This is a genomic window from Streptococcus sp. HMSC074B11, from assembly GCF_001808705.1.
Taxonomy (GTDB): domain Bacteria; phylum Bacillota; class Bacilli; order Lactobacillales; family Streptococcaceae; genus Streptococcus.
The window spans coordinates 129,551-151,342 of the sequence record NZ_KV794288.1; the positions used below are offsets into that span (position 1 = coordinate 129,551).

18 protein-coding genes and 4 pseudogenes are annotated in these 21,792 nt (G+C 30.9%); all 22 read right to left on the reverse strand.

What is annotated here, in order from left to right:
- Nucleotides 1–80: 80 nt before the first annotated feature.
- Nucleotides 81–401, reverse strand: a complete 321-nt coding sequence (locus HMPREF2619_RS07905) for a TfoX/Sxy family protein (protein ID WP_070439264.1) — start codon at nt 399–401, stop codon at nt 81–83.
- A gap of 435 nt (nt 402–836) precedes the next feature.
- Complete coding sequence (locus HMPREF2619_RS07910) at nt 837–1,328, reverse strand: nucleotidyltransferase (RefSeq protein ID WP_070460565.1); 492 nt, start codon at nt 1,326–1,328, stop codon at nt 837–839.
- Nucleotides 1,329–1,780: 452 nt separating this feature from the next.
- Nucleotides 1,781–3,463 carry an ABC transporter ATP-binding protein gene (locus HMPREF2619_RS07915; RefSeq protein ID WP_070460567.1) on the reverse strand — a complete coding sequence of 561 codons (1,683 nt, stop codon included), beginning with the start codon at nt 3,461–3,463 and terminating at the stop codon, nt 1,781–1,783.
- 2 nt (nt 3,464–3,465) lie between these two features.
- Nucleotides 3,466–4,203, reverse strand: coding sequence for an ABC transporter ATP-binding protein (locus HMPREF2619_RS07920; protein WP_070460569.1), 738 nt, complete (start codon nt 4,201–4,203; stop codon nt 3,466–3,468).
- 135 nt (nt 4,204–4,338) lie between these two features.
- Nucleotides 4,339–5,079, reverse strand: coding sequence for an ABC transporter permease (locus HMPREF2619_RS07925; RefSeq protein ID WP_070460572.1), 741 nt, complete (start codon nt 5,077–5,079; stop codon nt 4,339–4,341).
- Nucleotides 5,080–5,349: 270 nt separating this feature from the next.
- Nucleotides 5,350–5,985: a TetR/AcrR family transcriptional regulator gene (locus HMPREF2619_RS07930; RefSeq protein ID WP_070460575.1), complete on the reverse strand. Its 636-nt coding sequence runs from the start codon at nt 5,983–5,985 to the stop codon at nt 5,350–5,352.
- A gap of 147 nt (nt 5,986–6,132) precedes the next feature.
- The gene (locus HMPREF2619_RS07935) at nt 6,133–7,416 is read right to left on the reverse strand and encodes a cellulose synthase (protein WP_070460577.1); all 1,284 of its coding nucleotides are present in this window, start codon (nt 7,414–7,416) and stop codon (nt 6,133–6,135) included.
- A 75-nt stretch (nt 7,417–7,491) separates the two neighbouring features.
- Entirely contained in the window at nt 7,492–7,836 is a 345-nt protein-coding gene (locus tag HMPREF2619_RS07940) for a hypothetical protein (RefSeq protein WP_070460579.1), read from the reverse strand.
- A gap of 319 nt (nt 7,837–8,155) precedes the next feature.
- A complete protein-coding gene (locus HMPREF2619_RS07945; RefSeq protein WP_070460581.1) occupies nt 8,156–8,839 on the reverse strand; it encodes a hypothetical protein in 684 nt (227 codons plus the stop codon).
- A gap of 132 nt (nt 8,840–8,971) precedes the next feature.
- Complete coding sequence (locus HMPREF2619_RS11500; protein WP_261673729.1) at nt 8,972–9,343, reverse strand: hypothetical protein; 372 nt, start codon at nt 9,341–9,343, stop codon at nt 8,972–8,974.
- A 78-nt stretch (nt 9,344–9,421) separates the two neighbouring features.
- Nucleotides 9,422–9,511 (reverse strand): annotated as a pseudogene (locus tag HMPREF2619_RS11645) (putative cross-wall-targeting lipoprotein signal domain-containing proteiin); the annotation flags it as partial.
- A 233-nt stretch (nt 9,512–9,744) separates the two neighbouring features.
- Nucleotides 9,745–10,005 (reverse strand): hypothetical protein, encoded by a 261-nt coding sequence (locus tag HMPREF2619_RS11650; protein WP_070460677.1) that lies wholly within the window; start codon nt 10,003–10,005, stop codon nt 9,745–9,747.
- A gap of 30 nt (nt 10,006–10,035) precedes the next feature.
- Nucleotides 10,036–10,500 (reverse strand): annotated as a pseudogene (locus tag HMPREF2619_RS11655) (hypothetical protein); the annotation flags it as partial.
- Complete coding sequence (locus HMPREF2619_RS07965; RefSeq protein WP_070460585.1) at nt 10,490–11,488, reverse strand: hypothetical protein; 999 nt, start codon at nt 11,486–11,488, stop codon at nt 10,490–10,492. The pseudogene HMPREF2619_RS11655 and the gene HMPREF2619_RS07965, both read right to left, overlap by 11 nt.
- A 199-nt stretch (nt 11,489–11,687) precedes the next feature.
- A pseudogene (locus tag HMPREF2619_RS11660) lies at nt 11,688–12,235 on the reverse strand (CHAP domain-containing protein); the annotation flags it as partial.
- Nucleotides 12,236–12,379: pseudogene (locus tag HMPREF2619_RS11665) on the reverse strand (replication initiator protein A); the annotation flags it as partial.
- Between the two features lie 7 nt (nt 12,380–12,386).
- Nucleotides 12,387–12,566, reverse strand: a complete 180-nt coding sequence (locus HMPREF2619_RS10935) for a hypothetical protein (RefSeq protein ID WP_148130384.1) — start codon at nt 12,564–12,566, stop codon at nt 12,387–12,389.
- A gap of 381 nt (nt 12,567–12,947) precedes the next feature.
- The gene (locus tag HMPREF2619_RS07980) at nt 12,948–14,699 is read right to left on the reverse strand and encodes a recombinase family protein (protein WP_070460588.1); all 1,752 of its coding nucleotides are present in this window, start codon (nt 14,697–14,699) and stop codon (nt 12,948–12,950) included.
- A gap of 492 nt (nt 14,700–15,191) precedes the next feature.
- Nucleotides 15,192–15,413: a helix-turn-helix domain-containing protein gene (locus tag HMPREF2619_RS07985; RefSeq protein WP_000286251.1), complete on the reverse strand. Its 222-nt coding sequence runs from the start codon at nt 15,411–15,413 to the stop codon at nt 15,192–15,194.
- Between the two features lie 678 nt (nt 15,414–16,091).
- Nucleotides 16,092–17,300 (reverse strand): MFS transporter, encoded by a 1,209-nt coding sequence (locus tag HMPREF2619_RS07990; RefSeq protein WP_049538926.1) that lies wholly within the window; start codon nt 17,298–17,300, stop codon nt 16,092–16,094.
- An 88-nt stretch (nt 17,301–17,388) separates the two neighbouring features.
- Nucleotides 17,389–18,546, reverse strand: a complete 1,158-nt coding sequence (locus HMPREF2619_RS07995; protein WP_049538924.1) for a nucleotide sugar dehydrogenase — start codon at nt 18,544–18,546, stop codon at nt 17,389–17,391.
- A 23-nt stretch (nt 18,547–18,569) separates the two neighbouring features.
- Nucleotides 18,570–21,554, reverse strand: a complete 2,985-nt coding sequence (locus tag HMPREF2619_RS08000) for a non-ribosomal peptide synthetase (RefSeq protein ID WP_070460590.1) — start codon at nt 21,552–21,554, stop codon at nt 18,570–18,572.
- Between the last annotated feature and the right edge of the window lie 238 nt (nt 21,555–21,792).

Here is a 21,792-nt window from a genome sequence, read left to right on the forward strand (position 1 = left end):
TTCTTCTGCATTACCACCCTTACCATGAACATATATAACGGCATTTTTCATTCAAATCCTCTCCACAAATTCGAATTTGATTATTTCTTTTTCTTCGGTTTTGGTGCAGGTAACTCATCATAAATTGAATTGAATAAGCCGGTTAAAAATTCTTTGTTGTCAACATCATCTACCAATAGCATTTCCTTTGCTCCATCATACGGCAACTCATATTTTGCATTTGGCATATATGCTATTGCAGATTTAACAGGCTTCACTAAAAACCTATCATCATAAATCCCACCAACAATTTTCCCGCGATAATAAATAATATATTCACCCATCATTGCTTTATATGTTATTTCTTCCAACTCAGATAGTTGTTCTAAAATGAAATCTAAATACTCTTTACTTGAAGCCATAATCTATACCTCCAAAATTTGCATTTGTCTACACCGTTTTAATACTTATATTAGATTAATATGTTGGGCATTCCTTTTGCACTAGCACGCAGCTAATCACACTTCACCTTACTCGTTTTCTTGGGTGTACAATTCATGGGCCGAACATCTATTTCTACTTCGCTGATGCCTCAGCTCTCACAAGCAATGCCACACACTCAACGTGTGGTAATATTCTGCTTTTATACTAATAAACAAAAGGCAATGAAAATCATTTTAAAATGATACTGTAGAATGGAAAGATTATCACCACTTCCAAAAGAAACGACATCCATTCTATAATTTAAATTCCTTTTCTTTACTAATTCTATTACTCGCCAATATAGTATAAATTAAATAACCAATAAAAATAAAAAAGCAACCAGTCTTACAACTTACTACTTTTCATATGATAATTTACAAATGTCTTTCCAGCCACTCGATCTTTTTAAAATCCTTATTGTTATTGTGATCATTTCGATAGGAGTCTTGAGAAGAAGCTTTGTAAATACTTAGATACTGCTCCAGACTTGGAAGACGAAAAGTGATGCCTTCAATCTGAATAAGCTCTATATCCGATTCCGAAACTCCTGCAAAATCAGATAAGGTATCGATACTTCCAAATTCAACACTCACTCTATCCTTTTGGAATTCATGCTCATGAATATCTATTAAGACGTAGCCTAAGTCTTTCATCACTTTCATTATCTTGTCCCAGTCATAAATTCTGAGATGATCAGGTGCTTCCCAACCTCTAGGGTCACCAGGCACATGAATGTCAATGTCAGACGGCCCCCAATTTTCTTTCGTTCTAAACTCCAATCCCAAAGAACCCATCAGTGTCGGTGTAATTCCGACTCGATTTAAATGGAAACAAATGGTTTTAAATTCTTCAAATAAGAGACTCATGTTTACTCTAAACCTTTCATTTAAATGTTCGTTATTTCTACTTTATTACCTTGAACAAAATCATCTTCATTTTCTAGAGTATATCCAGTTATTTTGTATACAAATTCTTTTCCTTCTTTTAAGGACTCAAATGCGACTAGATCTTTATAAGAAGGATTTTTGATATAATTCCAACATATACATCTCTAGTCCTTCTGATTTTTGAACGACTATCCACATTTCACTAACAAACTTACACACTCGGCGGTTCGGACTTACCGTATCATTTCGTCGGTTTCCCTCCTCATTCTACGAGTCCTATCCCATGGGCGGAACATCTGCTTTTACTTCACTGATGAATCAGCTCGTACAAGCAGTGATACCGCCTCAACATGTGGTGCTAGCAAACTTCTATATTATAGAACGAAAGTGATAGAGTGTTTTATAAAATTATACTATAAAATGAAAGAGAATTACACACTCAACTCAAACAACTTATAAAACTCACCTCTCCTATCCATCAAGTCACAAAAAGAACCATCTTCAACAATGACGCCTGCTTTCATAAAGAGAATTCTATCGTATCTTTTCAAAATATTTTCATTCAACTTGTGGGTTACTACAAGTGCAGTCAAATTTTGAATATCCAAGATTGAACTTTCAATTTCAGTAGTTACTTGATTATCCAAAGATGAAGTAGCCTCGTCCAATAATAAGATTGGTGTTTTTCGAATCAAGGCACGCGCAATACTAACTCTTTGTTTTTGTCCGCCAGATAAATTTGATCCATTCTCTCCACATAAAGCTTGTAGACCAGATTCATTTTCTAAAACATAACTTTCTAAACCTGACTGCTGTAAAGCTTTCTTTATTTCCCCATCAGTAAAGGATTGATTAAGAGTAATATTCTCTCTTAAAGTAGCATCAAAAATATAAACGTCTTGCTGAACAATCGTCATTAAGTTATAAAGACTCTCTGCTGAAATAACTTGTATATCTTGATTATCAATTGAAATATGTCCACTTGTTACATCATAAAAACGCAGCAATAGATTGAGTAAAGTTGATTTTCCACTACCTGACATACCTACTATTGCAATTTTTTCTCCTTTTTTAATATTCAAAGATAAATGGTTAAAAATATTTTCTTCAGTATTAGGGTAAGAAAAGTCTATATTTGAAAAAGAAATAACATCATCGAAATATTCTTTCGTTTCACCAGTCTGAAGTTCTGTTACATCCTTTACCTCAAATGCATCTAGTGTTGCCTGACCTTCACGGAATTTACTTATTCCCATACCAACTTCATTTAGTGGCATTACTACAAAATTGACCAGTTGAACAATAGCTGTTACACTTCCAATTGTGGTATGGCCATTAAAAACAAGATACATTCCTCCACCAAAGGCTACCAAAAAAACAATCATCCCTGAAAGCTGTGAAAAAACATTAGCTAAAACATCAAATTTCCCTTTTATAAAATTTATTTCATCAAATTTTTCACTTTCATGACTATAATCCTCACAGATACCATCTTTCACATTAAAACTTTTAATAACCAGAAATCCTGCTAAAATATCTTTAACCTTAGCTAAATACTTCTGATCGGCAATCATAGCTCTTTTTTGAAGTAAAGCTGATTTTTGTCCAATAAATCCTGATATCATCATTGGTATAATACTAGCAATGATAACCAATAAGGTCAAATACCAATTACCTATAAACATAGCTAGGAGCGAAAAAATCATTAAGGAAAGGTTTTTTGAAATATTAAAATACTGGTATAGATAATCTTGCTCAATTTTCTTCATATTTTCGGTTAATATGGAAATAAATTTCCCTGATTTTTCTTTAGAAAAGTCTCTATAATCCCTATCTAAAATAGATTGGAACACCTTGTTTTTGTATCTTGACATGATTTGCCTAACAAGTTTATTTCTCAATCGAAGAGATATAAAGTTGAGTGCTGCATAGATGAAAATAACAGTAGCTCCTACTATTACCGCTTGAGTTAAGGCTTCTTTATTTTGGGACATGCCACTATCAATAATACCTTTAATAGAATAAGCAAAAGCAACGTTAGTTAAAGGGACCAGTATATTAAATATCATGAAAACATAAAAAGCCTTCTGATGGTTCTTTATCAATTGTTTCATCCTTAATCTACCTCATAATTCTTAATTTCATTTAGAAAATGTAACATAAAATATTCTTCTAAGTCAATATTCTCTCTCCTAATCTCTTTCATAGAAACCTGTTCTACAATTTCTCCATTTTTGATAAAGCCAATTTTATCTGCTATCTGTGAAATTTCCGATAATATATGACTCGATATTAGTATTGTAATTCCATGCTCCTTAGAAAGCGACAACAAAAGATTTCGAATTTCTTGAATTCCTATTGGATCTAAACCATTGATTGGCTCATCTAAAATTAACATTTCAGGTTTTGTTAGAAAGGCACGAGCTAAACCAAGCCTTTGCTTCATTCCTAACGAAAAATCTTTTACTTTTTTAGTCGTATTCTTTAATCCGACCATTCTTAAGGCTTTTATTATATCTGATTCAATAATATTTTTCCCCATATACTGAGCGTGAATTTCCAAAATTTCTTTTGCAGTGCAATTATCATAAAAAATTGGTGATTCAATAATACTTCCAATCTGACTTAGGATTTCTTCTCTGTGTTCTTGTAGATTTTTCCCAAAAATTTCAATACTACCTGATGTAATTGTTGATAAGGATAACATACATTTCATTAACGTTGTTTTTCCAGCACCATTCGGTCCTAAAAAACCATAGATTTCTCCTTCAGCAATTTGAAGGTTGATACCACTTAAAATTTCTTCTTTATCAATTGTTTTAAAAACTTCTTTTATTTCAACAATATTTCTCATTTCTATCTCTCTTTCTATATCCAGTTTTAAATGCAAGAATTTTTCTCCCAGAGCATAAATACTAATTTATACAGTCTCTTTTTTTATAGAAATCATTAAGGAATTATCACTTTCCTTCAATTAAACTTAGGTATGCTACTTGATACTAATATCTTGTCTTGAAATATTAAAAATTGAAAATGAAGTAATCATTAAACTTATGAAACTTGCAAATATCAAAAAGAATAAGTTATCAGCAATATTATTAGATAAACTTCCTGGACTTACATTTGAAAGTAATGCTGCTAAACCAAGTCCTGTAAGCATTGTTATAGCTGTTGAATGCTTAATCATACCTAAAATAAATGGTAGTAACCCCATTAGTACTGTTGCAAACGTTATTCCAGCTAAGTTGATTAATTGACTAACTAGAGGGATATAACTAGATTCAGTTACAACAGCCATGAATCTAATGAATAATTGAATCACTAAATGTGCAGAAAAATGGGCAATAAATGCTATTAGAATGACTGAAAGAATTTTTCCCCAAAGTAACTTTATTTTAGAAATAGGGTAAGAAAACAACTGAAAAATTGTTCTTCGTTTAAATTCATCAATAATAATCGTAGATAATAAATAAGATTCGAAAATCAAAAATGCTGCTTTTGTAAATAAAGATGAAAACAATGAAGCTACAATTGCCCAACCTTCCCATTTACCAGTAACTCTAATAACATTAGAATCCTGTCCAGTGAATTCTCCTAGTTTATTGTCAGTACCTAACCCCATAATGATTATTGCTGTAATACCTAACACTATAAATATAGTACACAACCAGGCTAAAAATAATTTAGATTTAGAAACTTTATTTAATTCAATTTTAATAAGCGACAACATAGATTCTTTCCTCCAAAGCGTAAATAAAGAATAAACTATTCAGACTAATCTCAACAAATATTTAAAAACAGGCTTATTCTTCAGACAATGTCACTATACATACTATCAGTATGTATATACTAAAAACAAACATACCTACGGTATGTATAATAGATTTTTAATAACACACTTAAAGTATGTTATTTTTTAATTATGAATTATGTAAGATAATTTATTGAATTGATAACACATAAATAGAAATTAGTATTAACATGAATGTCATGCGACTACTTATTTACTATTTTTTAAGTGATCAAATAAGTTGAAAATCACCTCCATCATTTCATCAGAAATTAACTGTACCCCTAGACCTTCAAAAGTAAGTTTAATGAAATTCATTTTGCTTTTTAATTCTACTAATGAAAAAACGGAAATTTGAAAACCAATCCAAATATTTAGAGTTAAAACAATTAAATCTGCTAGCTCTTCTGGATATTCTGTTTTAATAGACCCATCTTCAACTCCTTCGTAAACTTTTTCTCTAATTTCGGGTAAAAAATCAGAAAATAGACCTAGATACTGCTCTCCTAACAAACGTGGACTTCTTAGCATGATTGAGGCAGAGTAAACGAGCCTTTGGTGTTCAAAATTAGAGAAAGAGTCCATCAAAGAATTTTGTATCTTTTCTAATCCAGTATTTCCTCTCCAATTATAATTTAAAATTTCTTGATTATTTTCGCTAATGATTGTTTGAAGTATATCATATTTAGACTCAAAATGATGATAGATAACACCTTTTGTTAATCCACCTAAGCCATCTATGATATCTTGGATTGACGTATTATCAAATCCTTTTTCTAAAAATAAGTTTTTAGAGACCTCTAGTATTTTTTTTCTAGTTTCATGTGAGTTTCTATTCCTTGCCATTTTAGTCCCTTTCTATCATACCGATGGTATGTAATTCTATTGTAGTGGAAGTAACTAATAATGTCAAGTTCTTTATTGGAAAATGCAAAAAAGCCTTAAAATCAAGGCTTTTCATTATTACTTCGCTAAAATGTTTTAACGAAAAAGTTACCAGTAGTACTTTTTCTCGCTCAGATATTTTTCTTTTTGTTCTCTAGAATTTTCATGATTTCTAATTCCTAGTAATTCGTCTGTTGAAGAAACTATTGGGTCAATCCAGTCAGCTTTGGATCTAATCCAATCAATTTCTTCTTTACTAAGTTTCCCTGCTATCTCCAATTTATCAGCCATCAACCTTAAATCATTTGCTGTTTGAAAATCTTCTAGTATATTCAGAAGAGACATTGTCCGCTTCTTTTCTTCTTCGATTCTATTTTGTAATTTTCTTTTTCGCTCTTGTTCTTCTTCGTATAGTCTTTCTCTCTCTTCACGTTCAAGTCGTATGTTCTTAACTTTATAATACTCTTGGTAAATTAAAACAATTATTTCTGGTATTGATTGTTCAAGTGTGAATTCTTTAGTATCTTTAATGTATTTGCCATCTATTATCTTAAATCGAAATTTTCCATTTGCTATATAGTCATACTTCTTTATTCTTGGTTTATAAGCATACCCCTTAAACTTTACGTTATCATTGTACTCTGCTAATTCTTTAGCTTCCTCTTTTGTTAATTCATGACTTACTTTGTCTGTTGATTCTATAACTTCAAAACGAACAATATCCTTATCAATTTGAATATCCCAATTTGAAGTTACATTATCACCTATTCTTTCAATTATACTAACTAGTGTATCTAAAAAGCGATATAAACGTGGTAGAGAATTTGGTGAAATATTTTTTACAAATTTAGGTTCTTTTAAATCATTATATCTGTGTCTAGAATCAAAGTAGGGATAGGAAGCAGCTTTTTCCCTCTTATTCCACTCTGTAATTTTATCTCTTAGATTAGCTACGGATTTATGTAATCTCTTATTTGGAGCCTGGTTTAGGTTTGAAACGGCTTCAATAATACGCTCTATTTTATCGTCCTCTATAAATGATAATGAACTTCTTATACTAGTTGTATCAAGTTTAAAAATATTTTTATTTTTATCTTCCGAACTCTCTTCTTTATGTTTACTAGATTTTATTCTATTGTTCTTTAGACTTTTTCTATCAATATTAACTTCATTTACGTCATTTTGTGGTAATGGAACAATAAGTTCACTTAAATCTTGTCCAGTATTCTTACGATACCAATAACTACCATTTGGAATTGGGATTTCAAATTCTTTGCATTTCTTGAGTAAGTCTGAATAGCTTAAATCATATTTCAATGAAACTTGTTTTGCACTTATTTCCCAGATTTCTTCATAGAGTTCCTCTCTAGAAAAGGTCTTTATCATCTTCATTTGAAACACCTTTACCCTTATATTTTACATCACCGTTTTTATATTTACCAAGCGAAAACGCAAATTCAAAAACTTCTAATTCTTCACTTCTGCATTTTCGCTTAATATAAAAAGTAAATCTTGTTTTAAACCGTTAAATTCCTCTATAATTTTATCTAAACTAGTTTCAATATTTTCAACACGGATCTCTGATAGCTTACCGTGATTGTATGAAATCATTCTTTCAGCGATAATATGATATGACCAACTCTCAGTGAAACGTCTATCTCTTTCTTCATTATGAATAGCAAAACCAATTGGAAGAAGATTATTTCTAAGACCTATAGCAACTGCCTGTGAACTTATACCTAAATAATCACTAGCAATTTTTAATGTGATTTTATTTAATTTTCTAATATCTTCGTCGGTATATTTCGGCATGTTAGTACTCCTTTGTCATAATTCAAAATGCAGTATCATCTATGTAAAAATATCTTGATAGAATGCTGTATAGTCCTTTCCTTAACTATAAAAATAATATGTGGCACATAGTACTCCGAAGGCTAATAATCTATTCAATTAAAATTTACTATCAATCAAAACTAATCTCCTCGGATTCATAGTTACGATGTTTTCTATGAATTCCAAAAATCTTTTTCGGTAAATTATCTTTTACTATTGTTCTTTACTTTTTCTGTAAGGTGAAACACACCATTTAAAAGTAAATCCATTAATTAGCTCCAGATTTAGATGTAAATAGTTATTTATTATCTAAGTCAAAACCAATCTGCCAAAATCCCATATCAAGTATTTTCATTTGAGGATATAGCATATCAGCAACAATAAAATTCTTTTGAACTGAATCTAACTGTTCTATGTTTTTTTCATAAAAATCTACTAGTTGTAAAATAGATTTAATGTTATAGGTTCCACTTGCAATCTTTCGTGATCTTATCCCAGAAACAAAATATCTATCATATGCCGGAACACAACCGAGTGTGCCCATCAGTATCTTTGTGATTAGTGTTTCTGATAAGTTGTTTTTTAGTGCTGAACCTCTCACTTCACGCCTGATTTCATCATAATAACTAGCAATAAATTCATTAATTTCCTTTAGCAATTTTTGGTTAGTTTCATTTTTAAAATCTTTACATTCTATTCCTGCTAGAGAATCATATTTTTTGCTTAAGATTTCTCTTACTACAGGTATATGTACTCTATAATCCTTTTGTAATAAGAATGAAGAACCTCGATACATCCCCCAACTTGCTAAATAAAATGCAAGTTGTAAACTCAGGTAATCAAGATTCACATCATTCTCTTTTCGAGCTGTCATAAAATGTGAATAACAATGCTCCCATGAACGATATCTATCATGTTCATCAGCTTTTAAATCGTTATAAAATTCAGTTGATGATTTAATAATCATATCAATTGTTTTCATACTTTCTACTTTTCTAATCAACTTTCAAATATATAGCGTTTTCATTATTTTCTTAACCTATTATATCATTATTCAAAACAAATAACTGCAACTTACTAGTTGCAGTTAAACACAGATTTACTTCTGTTCCTTTTAGAAACTTATATTTTCATTTTTAGGCATAGTAAAGACATCGTTTTTTTCAAAATAAGGTTTTACCATTTCTTTCCATCTAGCTTTATGAAAATTGATTGAGTTTAAAGGAGATAGGCCATAATTTCCCAATGCATAATCAGCTGTCACTTTCTTAACTTCCGAGACCTGCTTATCAGAGTCAGTCTGTACTTTTGAAAGAGCGACGCTTGTTTCCACAGCTGTTTTTATTGTAGCCAGATTGACTTCCTTATCTGTGACAACTTGAACGTCTTCATCCTTATCTATTTGGGCTACTTTATCTAATTCCTCGTTCGAAACGGTAAAGGGTAATTCTCCACTTGCCTGACCACTTAATTTGGCTTGGATTATGTGTTCAGCACTATCAGCTGGCTTTGCTTGTGTAAGATTGGTAGCAGGATTTTCTGTTCTCCCAACTTCATCTACATGGAGCGACTGTCCACCTTGACCAACAACTGCGCTCATCAAAGTTCCAATCGCAACCGAACAAAGAGCGTATTTTTTACTTTTACGAAAAATATGTTTCTCCCCTTTTTATTGAATCAACATGTGACTATCTCCTGCTATTTAGAATTCTCTCACATCCTACCAAAGACGCCCTGAAATGGTTATCGCATGAAAAAAACAGCACAAAAGCCACCTGAACTAAATCAAGTAACTTGAACATAAAAAACGGGAGAACTGACGCATCAGTCCTCCCAGACATAAACAAGTATGCCACATTCCAATATACCTATGTTTCTACAATTATTTTAACTATCTAAAAAATCTTTCAAAATTTCAAAAACTTCATTTCGATTCAACAAAATATCATCATTTTGAGGAATAGTTGATATCACAGACTCAAGTTCTATCACAAAACGGTGCATATCTGCTTTTACCGTGTCACTAGAGGTTATATTTGATAGCTTTTCACTCCCTACTAATAAAGCTATTAATCGAGTAATGTCGTTCAAATGTTTTTTAATGGCTTTACTTAAACCTTGAGTACCTGTGGCAGAGCGTTCTCTCATATCCAACCAAGCTTTAGCCTTGAAAATAATTAAACCACGATTACTCAACACCGAGTATCCCTGAATGGATTCTTTTTCATGCACCAATATATTATAATAATCCTTATCCAATAATAAGGCCGACAAACTAGCATCTTCATGAAAATGTAAGGGTGTTTCTCTCCCCTCCTTCTTTAATGGGTATTCTGGTAAAATACTAAATAGTTCAATCATAGAAGGAAACTCAGGTTTATTTGTTGTAAATCGAAATAGCTGTGCTTTTTCATCCTTCTGACTTCCTTGATATTCTCCCAATTCTAAAAAGTGATTCAAGGTATCATAAAATTCCTTATTTTTTAATTCATCAATGATTACCATATCATAATCTTTTGTTGTCCGACTTTTAAATCCTTGCGAGTCCAATACAATAGAGGTTGCAGTCCCTCCAATCAAAACATAATAGTCTTGAAAATTCGCAAACATTTCTTGAAAAATAGCTTTCGTATTAGCTGGCATCATCTTCTCCTAGATACTGTAATATATTACTTTTTAGTACTTCAATCTCTTCCTCCACACGTGGATCATCATCATCTTTTAAGGTCAAATAAAGAGAAATAGGATCTACAAACTGTCTATCTTGATTTTCTTTAAAATCGTTCCAAAATTCAGATACAAAAGGACTATATCGCCATATCTCTAATACCTTGCCTTCTAAAACATGCTGAGATAATGGCAAGGATAATTTATTGAATTGTCTATGCGATATGACATAGCTACTATTTTCATCCGATTCAGCTAAAAAAGTCAAATAAGATAAAGCATAAGTACCACCGTATAGAAGCCTAGAAGCAGATTTTATATTCTCTAAATCTACATTGGGCAATAAGAGCCGTTTTTTGATTGGATTAAATAAATAGGACTCTGATTTTAAGAATAATTCTTTCTTTGATGCAGTATAGGTGTAAAGTTTATTTGGCTTATTTAACCAATCTAAAGTTTTAAAAGTCCTCAAACATCTATAAATCGTTGAGTTTGGAAGTCCAGTTACCTGTGAAAGCATATCAACATCTACTACTTTTTGAACTTTTGTCAATAAAAAGGCAATCCAAGTTAATTGTTCGCTAGGTGTTAATTCTTTAGATGTTGCAACATCATCATTAGCATTCAATACTAATCCCAATGGAGGAAAAAAGAGATTTCCCTTGAAATCTACAAAAGGAACTCTAGCTTGAAGGAGTTGTTTTTTTTCAATGTCTGATAGCTTTGAAAATACCAAAACAACGTCCATGCTAGCTTTTTCGCCCATAATACGAGCTTGAGTAACAAATGAGTCTAAACTTCCTCTTCTCTTTTCTTTAATCAATAAAAATGACTCCTTATGAAACTTCATTTGAGCATATTGAAATCTTTTTTCAAAACTAATTGGTAAAGTTAAAGCTATTTTTTCAACACTTACATTAATATAAAACGATTGAAAAATAGAAATTATCTTTTTAACATTCATTGTTTTTCCTTTTTATCATTTTATCCGTATTTTATCATTTCAAATGAGAAAATGCAAGTTTTTTGATAATAAAAAAGTGACTTACAAAAACTATAAGTCAGCAAAATATTAGAAAATTTCAATTAAAGACTCTCTATTTCGTCGCATAAGCAAAATTCATAGTACTATTGTCTACCTGAGAAAACCGTCTTCATCGACATACCAGAAAAGAATTATCTGGATAGACCTCCTTGACAAAAGACACATGACAATAAGGATCAAAGGTCCCATGACTGTCACCGACAAATGAGATAATAACTTCAGCTCTTGGAATAGAGCCTGTTTCCCCACCCAGAATTGCAGCGGTTGCCACCTAGTCTTGAGCAATTCCCGTGATGTTGTAATGGGAATCTTTTTCCCATTTCTGTCCTTGAGTTTTAATCCTAACTGCTTGATTCGAGCTGCTACTCCCCAGGTACACTGGCCATAGCATAACAATACCATCGCTACCTCCTGAAATCGAGTTACCATCCCTTCGAACACTTTCAAAAGCCTTAGAATCACTTTGGGCTGTGACTCCATTTGGCTGACAAAAAACCTTTTCAATCTGGTAATACTACTCTGTCTCTCTGGTCTTGCATCCTAGTAACTTGTCTCCTGAATTACCCTCCCAGTAGGTTAGAAAGAGCTGAGGGGACTAGCTGGACTAACCGTATTTCCAAAGAAATCCTGAAGACAGTTGGTAAAATAGGGACTGTCCTCCCCCAAAAGCTCTAGACGAGTTTTAAGAAGTGCATAAGCCACCTTGACTTTCAGCTTCATGTCCTTATGCTGTTCATCCTCCAAAAGAATCTTTATGAGCTTGTAAAAGCGCTCAGACTTTTGATATTGATTTACTATAATCCATTTCATGAGATACCTACACACTCTTTTTCTCCAATTCACCACTTGGTTGGATTTGAACCAAGCCACTCTTTTCCAAATCAGCAATCACAGTTGTTGCTTCAACAATATCCAGGTCCATTTGTCGGACTAGATAAGAAATCACGATATGACGTGACGACTGTATTTTTTCTACAAAATTTCTCCTTAAACGCAAAAAAAACGAGAACCATATAGAATAGTTCTCGGTTGAGATATAAATATTTATTATTGTATTCATTTTTCTGATATGCGGGCGATAGCCACAAATACATTTACTTCTATGTACCATTTTAGGACTTTTTTGATGTCAAAATTGCCTTTATCTACAAAGACAAAACGCTTGAAATAAAAGATTTTCATCCTTTTACTCTTCGCAACAACGCTACTGCCTCGACATGATGCGTTTGTGGGACTCAAACCTTTTGAGTGAACCTTTTGAGGATTAACTCCGTTTCACTAACAAACTTACACACTCAACATGATGCGTCTGCGGGACTCAAAAGGTTTGGGTGAACCTTTTGAGGATTAACTCCGTTTCACTAACAAACTTACACACTCAACATGCGTTGTTTTCTTTATTTGTACACTTTTTTTCTTCATCGGTTACGGAATTAAAACACAATTTATCATTATCTATTTTAGCATTCTTCCTTTTAGATTTGTAAGATTTTGCATCTTTAGTCGAAGAATCTCCTGTTTTAAAAATTATAGTCAACATTGCTGGATCAATTTCTCCATCAGAATTTATTCCGCCTACTATGATTTTTTCAACGATACTTTCAAAAATGTCCTTGTCAAACTCCGTCAAAGTCTTTTGTGAAGTTAAAATTTCTTTAAAATTTTCTAATCTACTTTTTATATCAACTTCTGATTTTAAAGTTACTTCTAAGTTTACTTTTTCTTCTAAAAGTTTTTCTTTCTCAATTTGTATTTGATTGAATTTATCTTCATATACAGAATCACTTATTTTTCCATCTAGATTCATTGAAACTAATTTTTCTTCTTTTTTGTACAACGAATTTAATTTACTTACTATCTTATTCAACTCCACTTTTAAGGTATCATCAGTAAGCTCTTCTTTTATAATTTCAAGAAAGTCTTCAGTTAGGTTATTATTTTCATAAAACAACTGTTGGTAGCTCTGTAAAAAAGCATTTTCTATTGCTTTTTCCTCTATCCCTTTACTATGAGTGCAATGCTTTTTACCTCTCTTTATAGATGTTGTACAGTGCCAAATAATCTTTTTGTACTCTGAACTAGAGTGCCAACTTCTTCTAGACAGAACAGTACCACAAAAACCACATTCTAATCTACTGCTAAAAGGGTACATTCTTGAATATCTTTCTCGTTTACCTTTTGTATTTGCTATAGTTTTTTTGTTTCCTGATCTCCGTAATCGAATTTCTTGCGCCTGTGTAAAAATTTCTGGACTAATTATTGCATCATGATTATTTTTAATGTAGTATTTATCTTCTTCACCGAAATTTATTAAACGTCTCTTACTAATGGGGTCAACAGTGAAAGTTTTTCCCATTAGAATATCACCTTTATACTTCTCGTTTTTAATAATTCCTAAAACTGTTGTATCTTGCCAGTGATCAAGACCTCTCGGAGTTTTATAACCTAGTTCATCAAGTTCTCTAGCTATTGCCCTACCCCCAATACCATCAATGTATCGTTCAAAAATATAACGTACTATCTTGGCTTCTTTTTCATTTATTGATATCGACTTTGTATCTTGATTATAGTCATAACCAAGACAACCTTGAAAACCAATAAGTTCTCCACGTTGCATCTTCATTTTTAAACCTTTTTTAACATGGGCAGATGTATTTTCAACTTCCTGTTGAGCCACTGAACTTAATATCGTCAATAGTAACTCACCATCCATAGTTAAAGTATCAATATTTTCTTCTTCGAAAAATACACCAATTTGTTTATCTTTGAGCAAACGAACATATTTGAGAGTATCTAATGTATTTCTAGCAAAGCGAGCAATGGCTTTGGTAATGATATAGTCTATTTTTCCATCAAGGCAATCTGAAATCAATCTTTGAAAATCTTGTCTTTTTCCAACTTGAGTTCCTGAAATCCCTTCATCAGCATAAATGTCAACCAAAATCCAATCTTGGTGCTGTGATATATACTCTCTATAATGACGAACTTGAGAATCATAGCTATTTTTTTGATCATCACTATCGGAACTAACACGACAATATGCTGCTACTCTCCTCGATAAAGAACCACTATTATCATTTCTTCTAGTTACTAAAGGATTTGCTTTTATAATTTCAACGTTATTTGACATGGCTTAACCTCCTATTTCTCTGCATTTATTTTACCGCAACCAATAAAAAAGGTCAGCTAATTTGTGTATATTTTACGCAGTTTCAGCTTTATTTTTTCATATTCTTTTTCGCTAATAAGTTTTTTTAAGAATAATAGATTTAGCATCTCTAGCTCGACTATATAATTTTCTAAATTTGATTTCAAAAAATCACTTCCCTTTTATCTTTTATCAATTTCCTCCATGGCATGACTGATGAAGTCATCATAAGAATTTCACTTGCTGCTCTTTTACGTTGGCAGCCTGAACGGTCAGAAGTATCATTGTATATCATTTGTATCATGGCATATAAAGTATCGCTCTATTTTATTGATGGTTTTAAAATCGCTCTTATCATGGCGAACCATTCAAATCTGCTCCACAAATGAGGAAAGTACCATTTTGGACTATTTAATTGTCAAAGAACCAAATAAAATAATCTCCACATTTTCACACTCTATGAAATTGAGGAGATTATTTTCTAAAGCGAATTTTATCAGGAAAATCTGTCAATTCCAATAGGTAGTCTGTACTGACATCGTAAAAGTTTGAGAGAGTTACCAATACATCTGCTGTTAACGTATGCTCACCCCGTTCAATTTTAGCATAAGCTGAGTTTGTAAACGAAAGTATTTTAGCTATTTGTTTTTGGGTCAAATCGTGATCTTCCCTCAAATCTCTCAAACGTCTGTACATCTAGCTTTCTCCTGAGAAAAGTATAATATATAAAACTAAGAAATCATTCAAAGTGTCCTAACTGGACATTTTGAACTAAAATTAATTTATTAAACATATCTCATAAGCATATCTATTATAGGTAAGACAATATTAAGAAAGACGGTCAAAATCTATTAACCGTCTAAAAATGTTATAAGCTATTAAAAAATCAGCAGTAATCCGGTAACAAAAGTCACATAATTTTGTTAAGGAAGGGATTAATGATATCCAGATTACTACTAACCAGCAAATTGAAAAATGGTCAACATAATATTTCTAATATGAATCTCTTACTTTCAGAACCTAAAAGTTGAATAATAGCCACTCCCTACTTATCAATAAAATTATCCGTTGCATTAACAGATGTATATAAACCAATCCATGGATTTCAAAGCAATTAACTAGACTTTATTTGTCAATAACCACAAAATTAGATTAGAAAAATCATTAAAAATTAATTGGATTCCTTTATGATGCTTTTTAAATAAAAGTAATACTTCTCAATATTTTAACTGAACTAAAGTAATAGCATAATGATATCTTGATTGTATTCTTATAAAACAGATTGCCCTTCACATTCAACTGTGATTGATTAAATTCCAAAAATATATTCCAAAGGCGCTCTAAATTCTCTATATCAGCTATTTTTATTATCTATCAACTTCTATCATACCTCTTCAATAGCGTGCTGAATATTAGCGATAATATCGTAATAGATACACCAATAATAAAAAGATTAAAAGTATTGTTAGGATTTAAAACTACTGAGAAAAAAACAGTACCTAGTGGCATAAAAAGAATAGCTACCGTAAAGATGATTCCAAATACTCTGCCAAGAAACTCATTATCTACGTCTCTTTGAACAATAGAGAAAAATTGGATATTAAAAATGGAAAGAAATAGACTAAATAATGCTGGAGAAAAGGCTAAAATAATGACGTTGCGGAACATATAATAGAGCGGCGCTACTAGCATTAACATCAAACCTGAATATGCTAAAAAGAGCATTAAACGTTTGCTTGACAAGGATTTATTGATAAATCCACTTAATATCGCACCCATAAAGCCACCAATCGCTTCGGCTGTTAAAAAGGTTCCATATAGCCCACTTGAAAAACTTCCAAACATTTGATTACTGTATGGCAGCAACAAATTATAGGCTGCTAGAAAAAAGTTAACAAGTGCTGAAAGGGCAATTATAATAAGAATTTGTTTATGACTATATACATACGTAAATCCTATTTTTAAATCATCAAAGATTCCTCTTATTGTCATATTCTCTTTTGTCTCCACCTCCTCATTTACAGGAGTAATGAAGAAAATTAGTGAGGCAGCAATTAAAAACGATAATCCATCTAATAATAACACACCATGTATCCCAAGTAACTTATATAAGAAAGTTGCAATCATAGGAATTGTTACTTTAATCACAGTACTTGTTGTTTCTAACAATGAATTAAGTTGTGATATACTGTCCTTTTTTACAATTTCTTTCGTAAAAGCTTTGTATGATGGCCCTGAAAAAGCACTCATAAAAGCCAAAATGACATTTGTTATGACTATCGCATAAACCAACCATTGTTCTTGGGATATAAATGAAAGAGTTATGCAAGAAAGACCACATAAGATGTTTGTAGCAATAATAATTTTTTTCCGATTGAAGCTATCTGCAATGACTCCACCGAATAAATTAAATAGAACTCCTATCACACTTTCTAATGATTGATAGATAGCAACTAACGATAGTGACGTTGGATTGATCCCTGCAAGAAATCTGTTATTAGCGTAGTCAAACATAACATCTCCTATTCGAGATATACCTTTACTATACACCAAGTATAGAATATTTTTTTTCATATTATTCATTTTATAGACCTTTAAAATTCTCGGGTACGACAACTATTAACCGAAATTATTAAATAAAAAATACTTTGTTCAAATATCAATCTTTTTGTTAATCATATTGAAAAATATCTCGTGTAAAAACTTTTGAGTTATATTTCATCAGAATGTCATCTATTCTATTAGCAACTATAATATCAGAATGAGCACTAAACTCATTAAAATCATTAATTATAGGGCAATCCAAAAACATTTTGTCTTTAATTAAAGGCTCAAATATTACAACATCTCTGCCACTTCTTTTTATATGTCTAACAACATCAATTGTAGAAGATTCTCTGCAATTATCTGACTCTTTTTTTGAATTAATTCTATAAATTCCAATGGTTTTAGCTGAGCTATTTAAAATCATTTTTGCTATATGAACTTTTCTAAATAAATTAGACTTGTTTATACTTGTAATAATTGGCGCAGAAATATCTTTAAAATGATACTCTAATTGCTTAACATCTTTAGGAAGACAGTAACCACCAAAACCGAATGAAGGATTATTATACGAATTTCCTATTCTACAATCGTACCCCATCCCCTCAATAATTTTTTTAGAGTCTAAATTCTGCATCTCAGCAAATGTATCCAACTCATTAAAAAAAGCAATTTTTTGTGCTAAGTATGCATTCGAAAATAGCTTTATCGCTTCTGCTTCAGAAGATCCAATTAATAAAGTTGGCAAGTTTTCTTCAACTGCTATTTTCATCATTATGTCTAAAAATAATTGAGAATTTTTAGATTCATTACCAACAATAATCCTAGAAGGATACAATTGATCATGAATAGTATAACCTTCCCGAAGGAACTCAGGAGAAAAAATTATATCATTATAGTTAAAACGATTTCTTAAATATTTGGTAAAACCTATTGGAACTGTTGACTTTACAACAATTGTAGCCTTTTTATTTATCTTTAAAATATTATCTATTGTAATTTCGACATAGGAAGTATCAAGCTTATTCATTTTCAGATTGGTTGGCAATGTCAATATTATAAAAGTTGCATCCTTATAAGCCAATTCTTCAGATGTAGTTGCATTAATATTTTTTGCCTCAAGCAAAAATTTCTTTATAGCGTTCTCTTTTAGAGGAGATTGCCTTTTATTTATTAAATCAACTTTTTTATTGTCAATATCAAAAAAAGTAACTACATGTTCTCTTGCAAGTAGTACCCCTATTGATAACCCAACATATCCAATACCTACGACTGTGATTTTCATATTACCCTCTATTATAAAGCTTTTTATAAATCAATTTTTTTGTTAGATAAAATATAAAATTGATTTTTATACCTGAATGAAGTTATATAAATTCTAGGGTGTTTACCTAAGAATTCAGATATATCAGAAAAAGAATCTAAATATTGCTTCTTTTTCTGCTCACTAATAATACCTATAAAGTTTAAAGAAACCAAAGAAATACTAGCAAGTTTTTTCTTGATCTCTTGTCGCCAGTTTGACACATTTGGATAAAATTCATTAAAAATGAACCCAGGTCTATAGTAGATTACATTATCATCTTCACTGATGAAAAGGGGGAAATTCCTTTTTTTATATTCCTCAAAGGTGTCTTCTTCTCTATAAATCAAATATTTAGAACTATGACAATCCCCAATTGTATTTTGTAGATTAAGAGCCTTTAAATCTCTGTTATTAAAGATTGTAGATATTATTAAAGTACTATTCCCTGATGCTTTACAAAGTTTTTTTGAAATTTTAAATGAAATATATAAAATACTATCAATATTCGAATAATCTGGTGCGTGGATGATCGATAAAGAATTCAAAGTGTCTGAAAGAAATTTCGTATGGTGTTTAATTTTTTTAGATTCTTTCAATAATAAATGATGATATTGATTTTTTTCCAATGAATCTTTTTTGTTTATTTCTCTTATTTTCTCACAATAATATTTATAATTTTCATCATTTGTTAATGTATCTTCGATACCACTAACTAGTCTACCAATTTGCTTTTTTATAATACTGATACTGGATAAATCGGATATAGAATGGTCCATTTGAATAATAATTTTCCCATTCAATCCGTTGCTAATAATAATTGGCATCGCTAATTGTCCGCCTTGATTACGTGATGTAGGAATCATATCTTCCCCAACATCTTCAAGTAGATCTTCCAAATAAGTTAGTTCAGATTGGTTTGATACTTTTAATACTGGTATATCCAAATTAGGTTTTACAATTTCAAAGTCCATTCGTTTTTCATCTACAGAGATTTTTGAGTGCAATAAACTATTTGAAGCAACCACTTGTTGGACAACTGATTTAATTTTTTCAATACTACAATTTTTATATTCAAAGGTTGAAGTTAAAATATTTCTATAGTTATCATAATAGTAAATTCTTTGGCAATGTATAGCCTGAAATTTGGAAATCACTTTATTGGTATTTCTTAAATAACTGTCATATAAAAATTTTATTTCAGTCTTTGAATAAAAATCTTCATTTCTCATGTCCAGCAAGTTATCAGTTTTTTCTACATGTAATTTTCTTTTTATATTGCCCTTAAGTTCTCGAATCAAATCATAGAGTTTTTTCCCATAAATATCATCCATGGGTATTGAAACTCCATAGTAATCTTCAAGATCTAATATAAATGTAAATAAAGAAAGTGAATCTCCTCCATTTTCAAAAAAATCTTTTGAAATATCCAACTTAGTAATAGAAATATTTAATTTCTTAGATACTAGTTTTAAAATCTGTACTTCATCATCACTTAGATTATTATAATCAGCTGCACTTACCAAATTATTTTGATTTCTCTCTTTAAATATTTCTTTTAAAAAAGTTTTATCTATCTTTCTATTAATAGTCATAGGAAACTGTTCAACCTTAATAAAGGAATTGGGTATCATATATTTTGAAATATTTTTTAAACAGAACCTTTTAAGATTTTGAGGACTGATATATCCTGTATAAAAAGCGACTATTTGCTTTTCAATCTGTAATACTAAAACTTGAATTACTTTACCATTGCTCTCAATACCTTTTTCAATTTCCCCTAACTCTATACGAATTCCATTTTTCTGAATTTGATTATCTTTTCTTCCAACATAGTAAAGACTTCCATTTTTATAGTAAACAATATCACCAGTAGAATAATATCTATCCCCATCAATTACTGGAAATTTTTCATTATTTAGACTTGTGTTAGTATACCCTTTTGATCCTCCCTTCCCGCCAATATAAAGTTCACCATAATTGTGGGTTCCGTTGCTTTTAATGATATATTTTACACCCTCTAATGGAACACCTATGGGTATGTCTTCCGTCTCGTCTTTCGTAATAATATGCGCTGTCGCATATATTGTAGTCTCTGTAGGCCCATACGCATTAATCAATTTAAAATTTAGCTTATTTCTTTTCCAAAGTCTATAAATTGATAAATTAAATTTTTCACCAGCAATAACAACATACTTAATGGTAGAATCTAATTTTTGCAATATCGGTTGTTCTAATCTCTCTATAAATGCTAAAAATGCCGCAGGAGAAAAGGCTAGATGCGTTATTTTATTTTTAAAAATAATTTCTGCCAAACATTTATAATTCGAGGGAACACTCAAATCTAGACAGTATACGCTACTGCCGCTCACTATCCAACCTAACATTTCTGTGATCGATACATCAAAACTATATGGTGTTGAAAATAAATATCTAGATTCTTCGACGGCAGGTGTTATAGTATTCAAGTTCCTAATGATATAATCTAAATTGGCTATCGACACTATTACACCTTTTGGTTCACCCGTTGATCCAGATGTGTGCAAAATATAAGCTTCTCGTTCTCTAAGGTATATAAAAGGATTTTCTATCGGCAATTTCTCATCTGATTTCTTTGTAATAAATTCTGAAACATCCAAAAAATTCGTTTTTGAAAAATACGGAATATTTTTATCAGATATGTACATCACAGCTTGGGTGGATGAATAAATTTTTTTAATTTTATCTCCATTTAAAGAGTAATCTATCGGAACATAACAGTTATTCGATTTTAATATTGCAATCATAGCTAATATTTGATTAATCCCATGTGGTAAGATAACAGCAACACGTTGGTTCACCCCTATTTTGCGAACTATTTGATTAGCTACTATATTAGTTATTGTATCCACTTCACAATATGAAAGTACTCTTGTATTATCTTTTATAGCAGTTCTACTCGGATCTGTTTCTCTAATTGTCCCCAACATATCCATTAACATCTCAATCATACTATTCTCCTTTCTAAAAAAATAGATTCATATTTTCTATTCCTACCTTTTAATATCAATATCAAAATTCATACTGACGTTAACCTTACTGAGTATTATTAAAAGAATTGTTCAAAAATTGAATATTTTTGTACCTCAGTAAGAAAACTGACTCAGATAATGATTTACAATCTATAATAGATGTATCGTTATAGTTCAAAGTAACAACAATAAACTATTAATGCAAACAAGCAAACCA

Bases quoted from the DNA above. Each gene is read 5' to 3' on its own strand.
- HMPREF2619_RS07905 (WP_070439264.1), bottom strand. From the start codon at position 401: ATGGCTTCAAGTAAAGAGTATTTAGATTTCATTTTAGAACAACTATCT.
- HMPREF2619_RS07910 (WP_070460565.1), bottom strand. From the start codon at position 1,328: ATGAGTCTCTTATTTGAAGAATTTAAAACCATTTGTTTCCATTTAAAT.
- HMPREF2619_RS07915 (WP_070460567.1), bottom strand. From the start codon at position 3,463: ATGAAACAATTGATAAAGAACCATCAGAAGGCTTTTTATGTTTTCATG.
- HMPREF2619_RS07920 (WP_070460569.1), bottom strand. From the start codon at position 4,203: ATGAGAAATATTGTTGAAATAAAAGAAGTTTTTAAAACAATTGATAAA.
- HMPREF2619_RS07925 (WP_070460572.1), bottom strand. From the start codon at position 5,079: ATGTTGTCGCTTATTAAAATTGAATTAAATAAAGTTTCTAAATCTAAA.
- HMPREF2619_RS07930 (WP_070460575.1), bottom strand. From the start codon at position 5,985: ATGGCAAGGAATAGAAACTCACATGAAACTAGAAAAAAAATACTAGAG.
- HMPREF2619_RS07935 (WP_070460577.1), bottom strand. From the start codon at position 7,416: ATGAAGATGATAAAGACCTTTTCTAGAGAGGAACTCTATGAAGAAATC.
- HMPREF2619_RS07940 (WP_070460579.1), bottom strand. From the start codon at position 7,836: ATGCCGAAATATACCGACGAAGATATTAGAAAATTAAATAAAATCACA.
- HMPREF2619_RS07945 (WP_070460581.1), bottom strand. From the start codon at position 8,839: ATGAAAACAATTGATATGATTATTAAATCATCAACTGAATTTTATAAC.
- HMPREF2619_RS11650 (WP_070460677.1), bottom strand. From the start codon at position 10,005: ATGAGAGAACGCTCTGCCACAGGTACTCAAGGTTTAAGTAAAGCCATT.
- HMPREF2619_RS07965 (WP_070460585.1), bottom strand. From the start codon at position 11,488: ATGAATGTTAAAAAGATAATTTCTATTTTTCAATCGTTTTATATTAAT.
- HMPREF2619_RS07980 (WP_070460588.1), bottom strand. From the start codon at position 14,699: ATGTCAAATAACGTTGAAATTATAAAAGCAAATCCTTTAGTAACTAGA.
- HMPREF2619_RS07985 (WP_000286251.1), bottom strand. From the start codon at position 15,413: ATGTACAGACGTTTGAGAGATTTGAGGGAAGATCACGATTTGACCCAA.
- HMPREF2619_RS07990 (WP_049538926.1), bottom strand. From the start codon at position 17,300: ATGAATAATATGAAAAAAAATATTCTATACTTGGTGTATAGTAAAGGT.
- HMPREF2619_RS07995 (WP_049538924.1), bottom strand. From the start codon at position 18,546: ATGAAAATCACAGTCGTAGGTATTGGATATGTTGGGTTATCAATAGGG.
- HMPREF2619_RS08000 (WP_070460590.1), bottom strand. From the start codon at position 21,554: ATGATTGAGATGTTAATGGATATGTTGGGGACAATTAGAGAAACAGAT.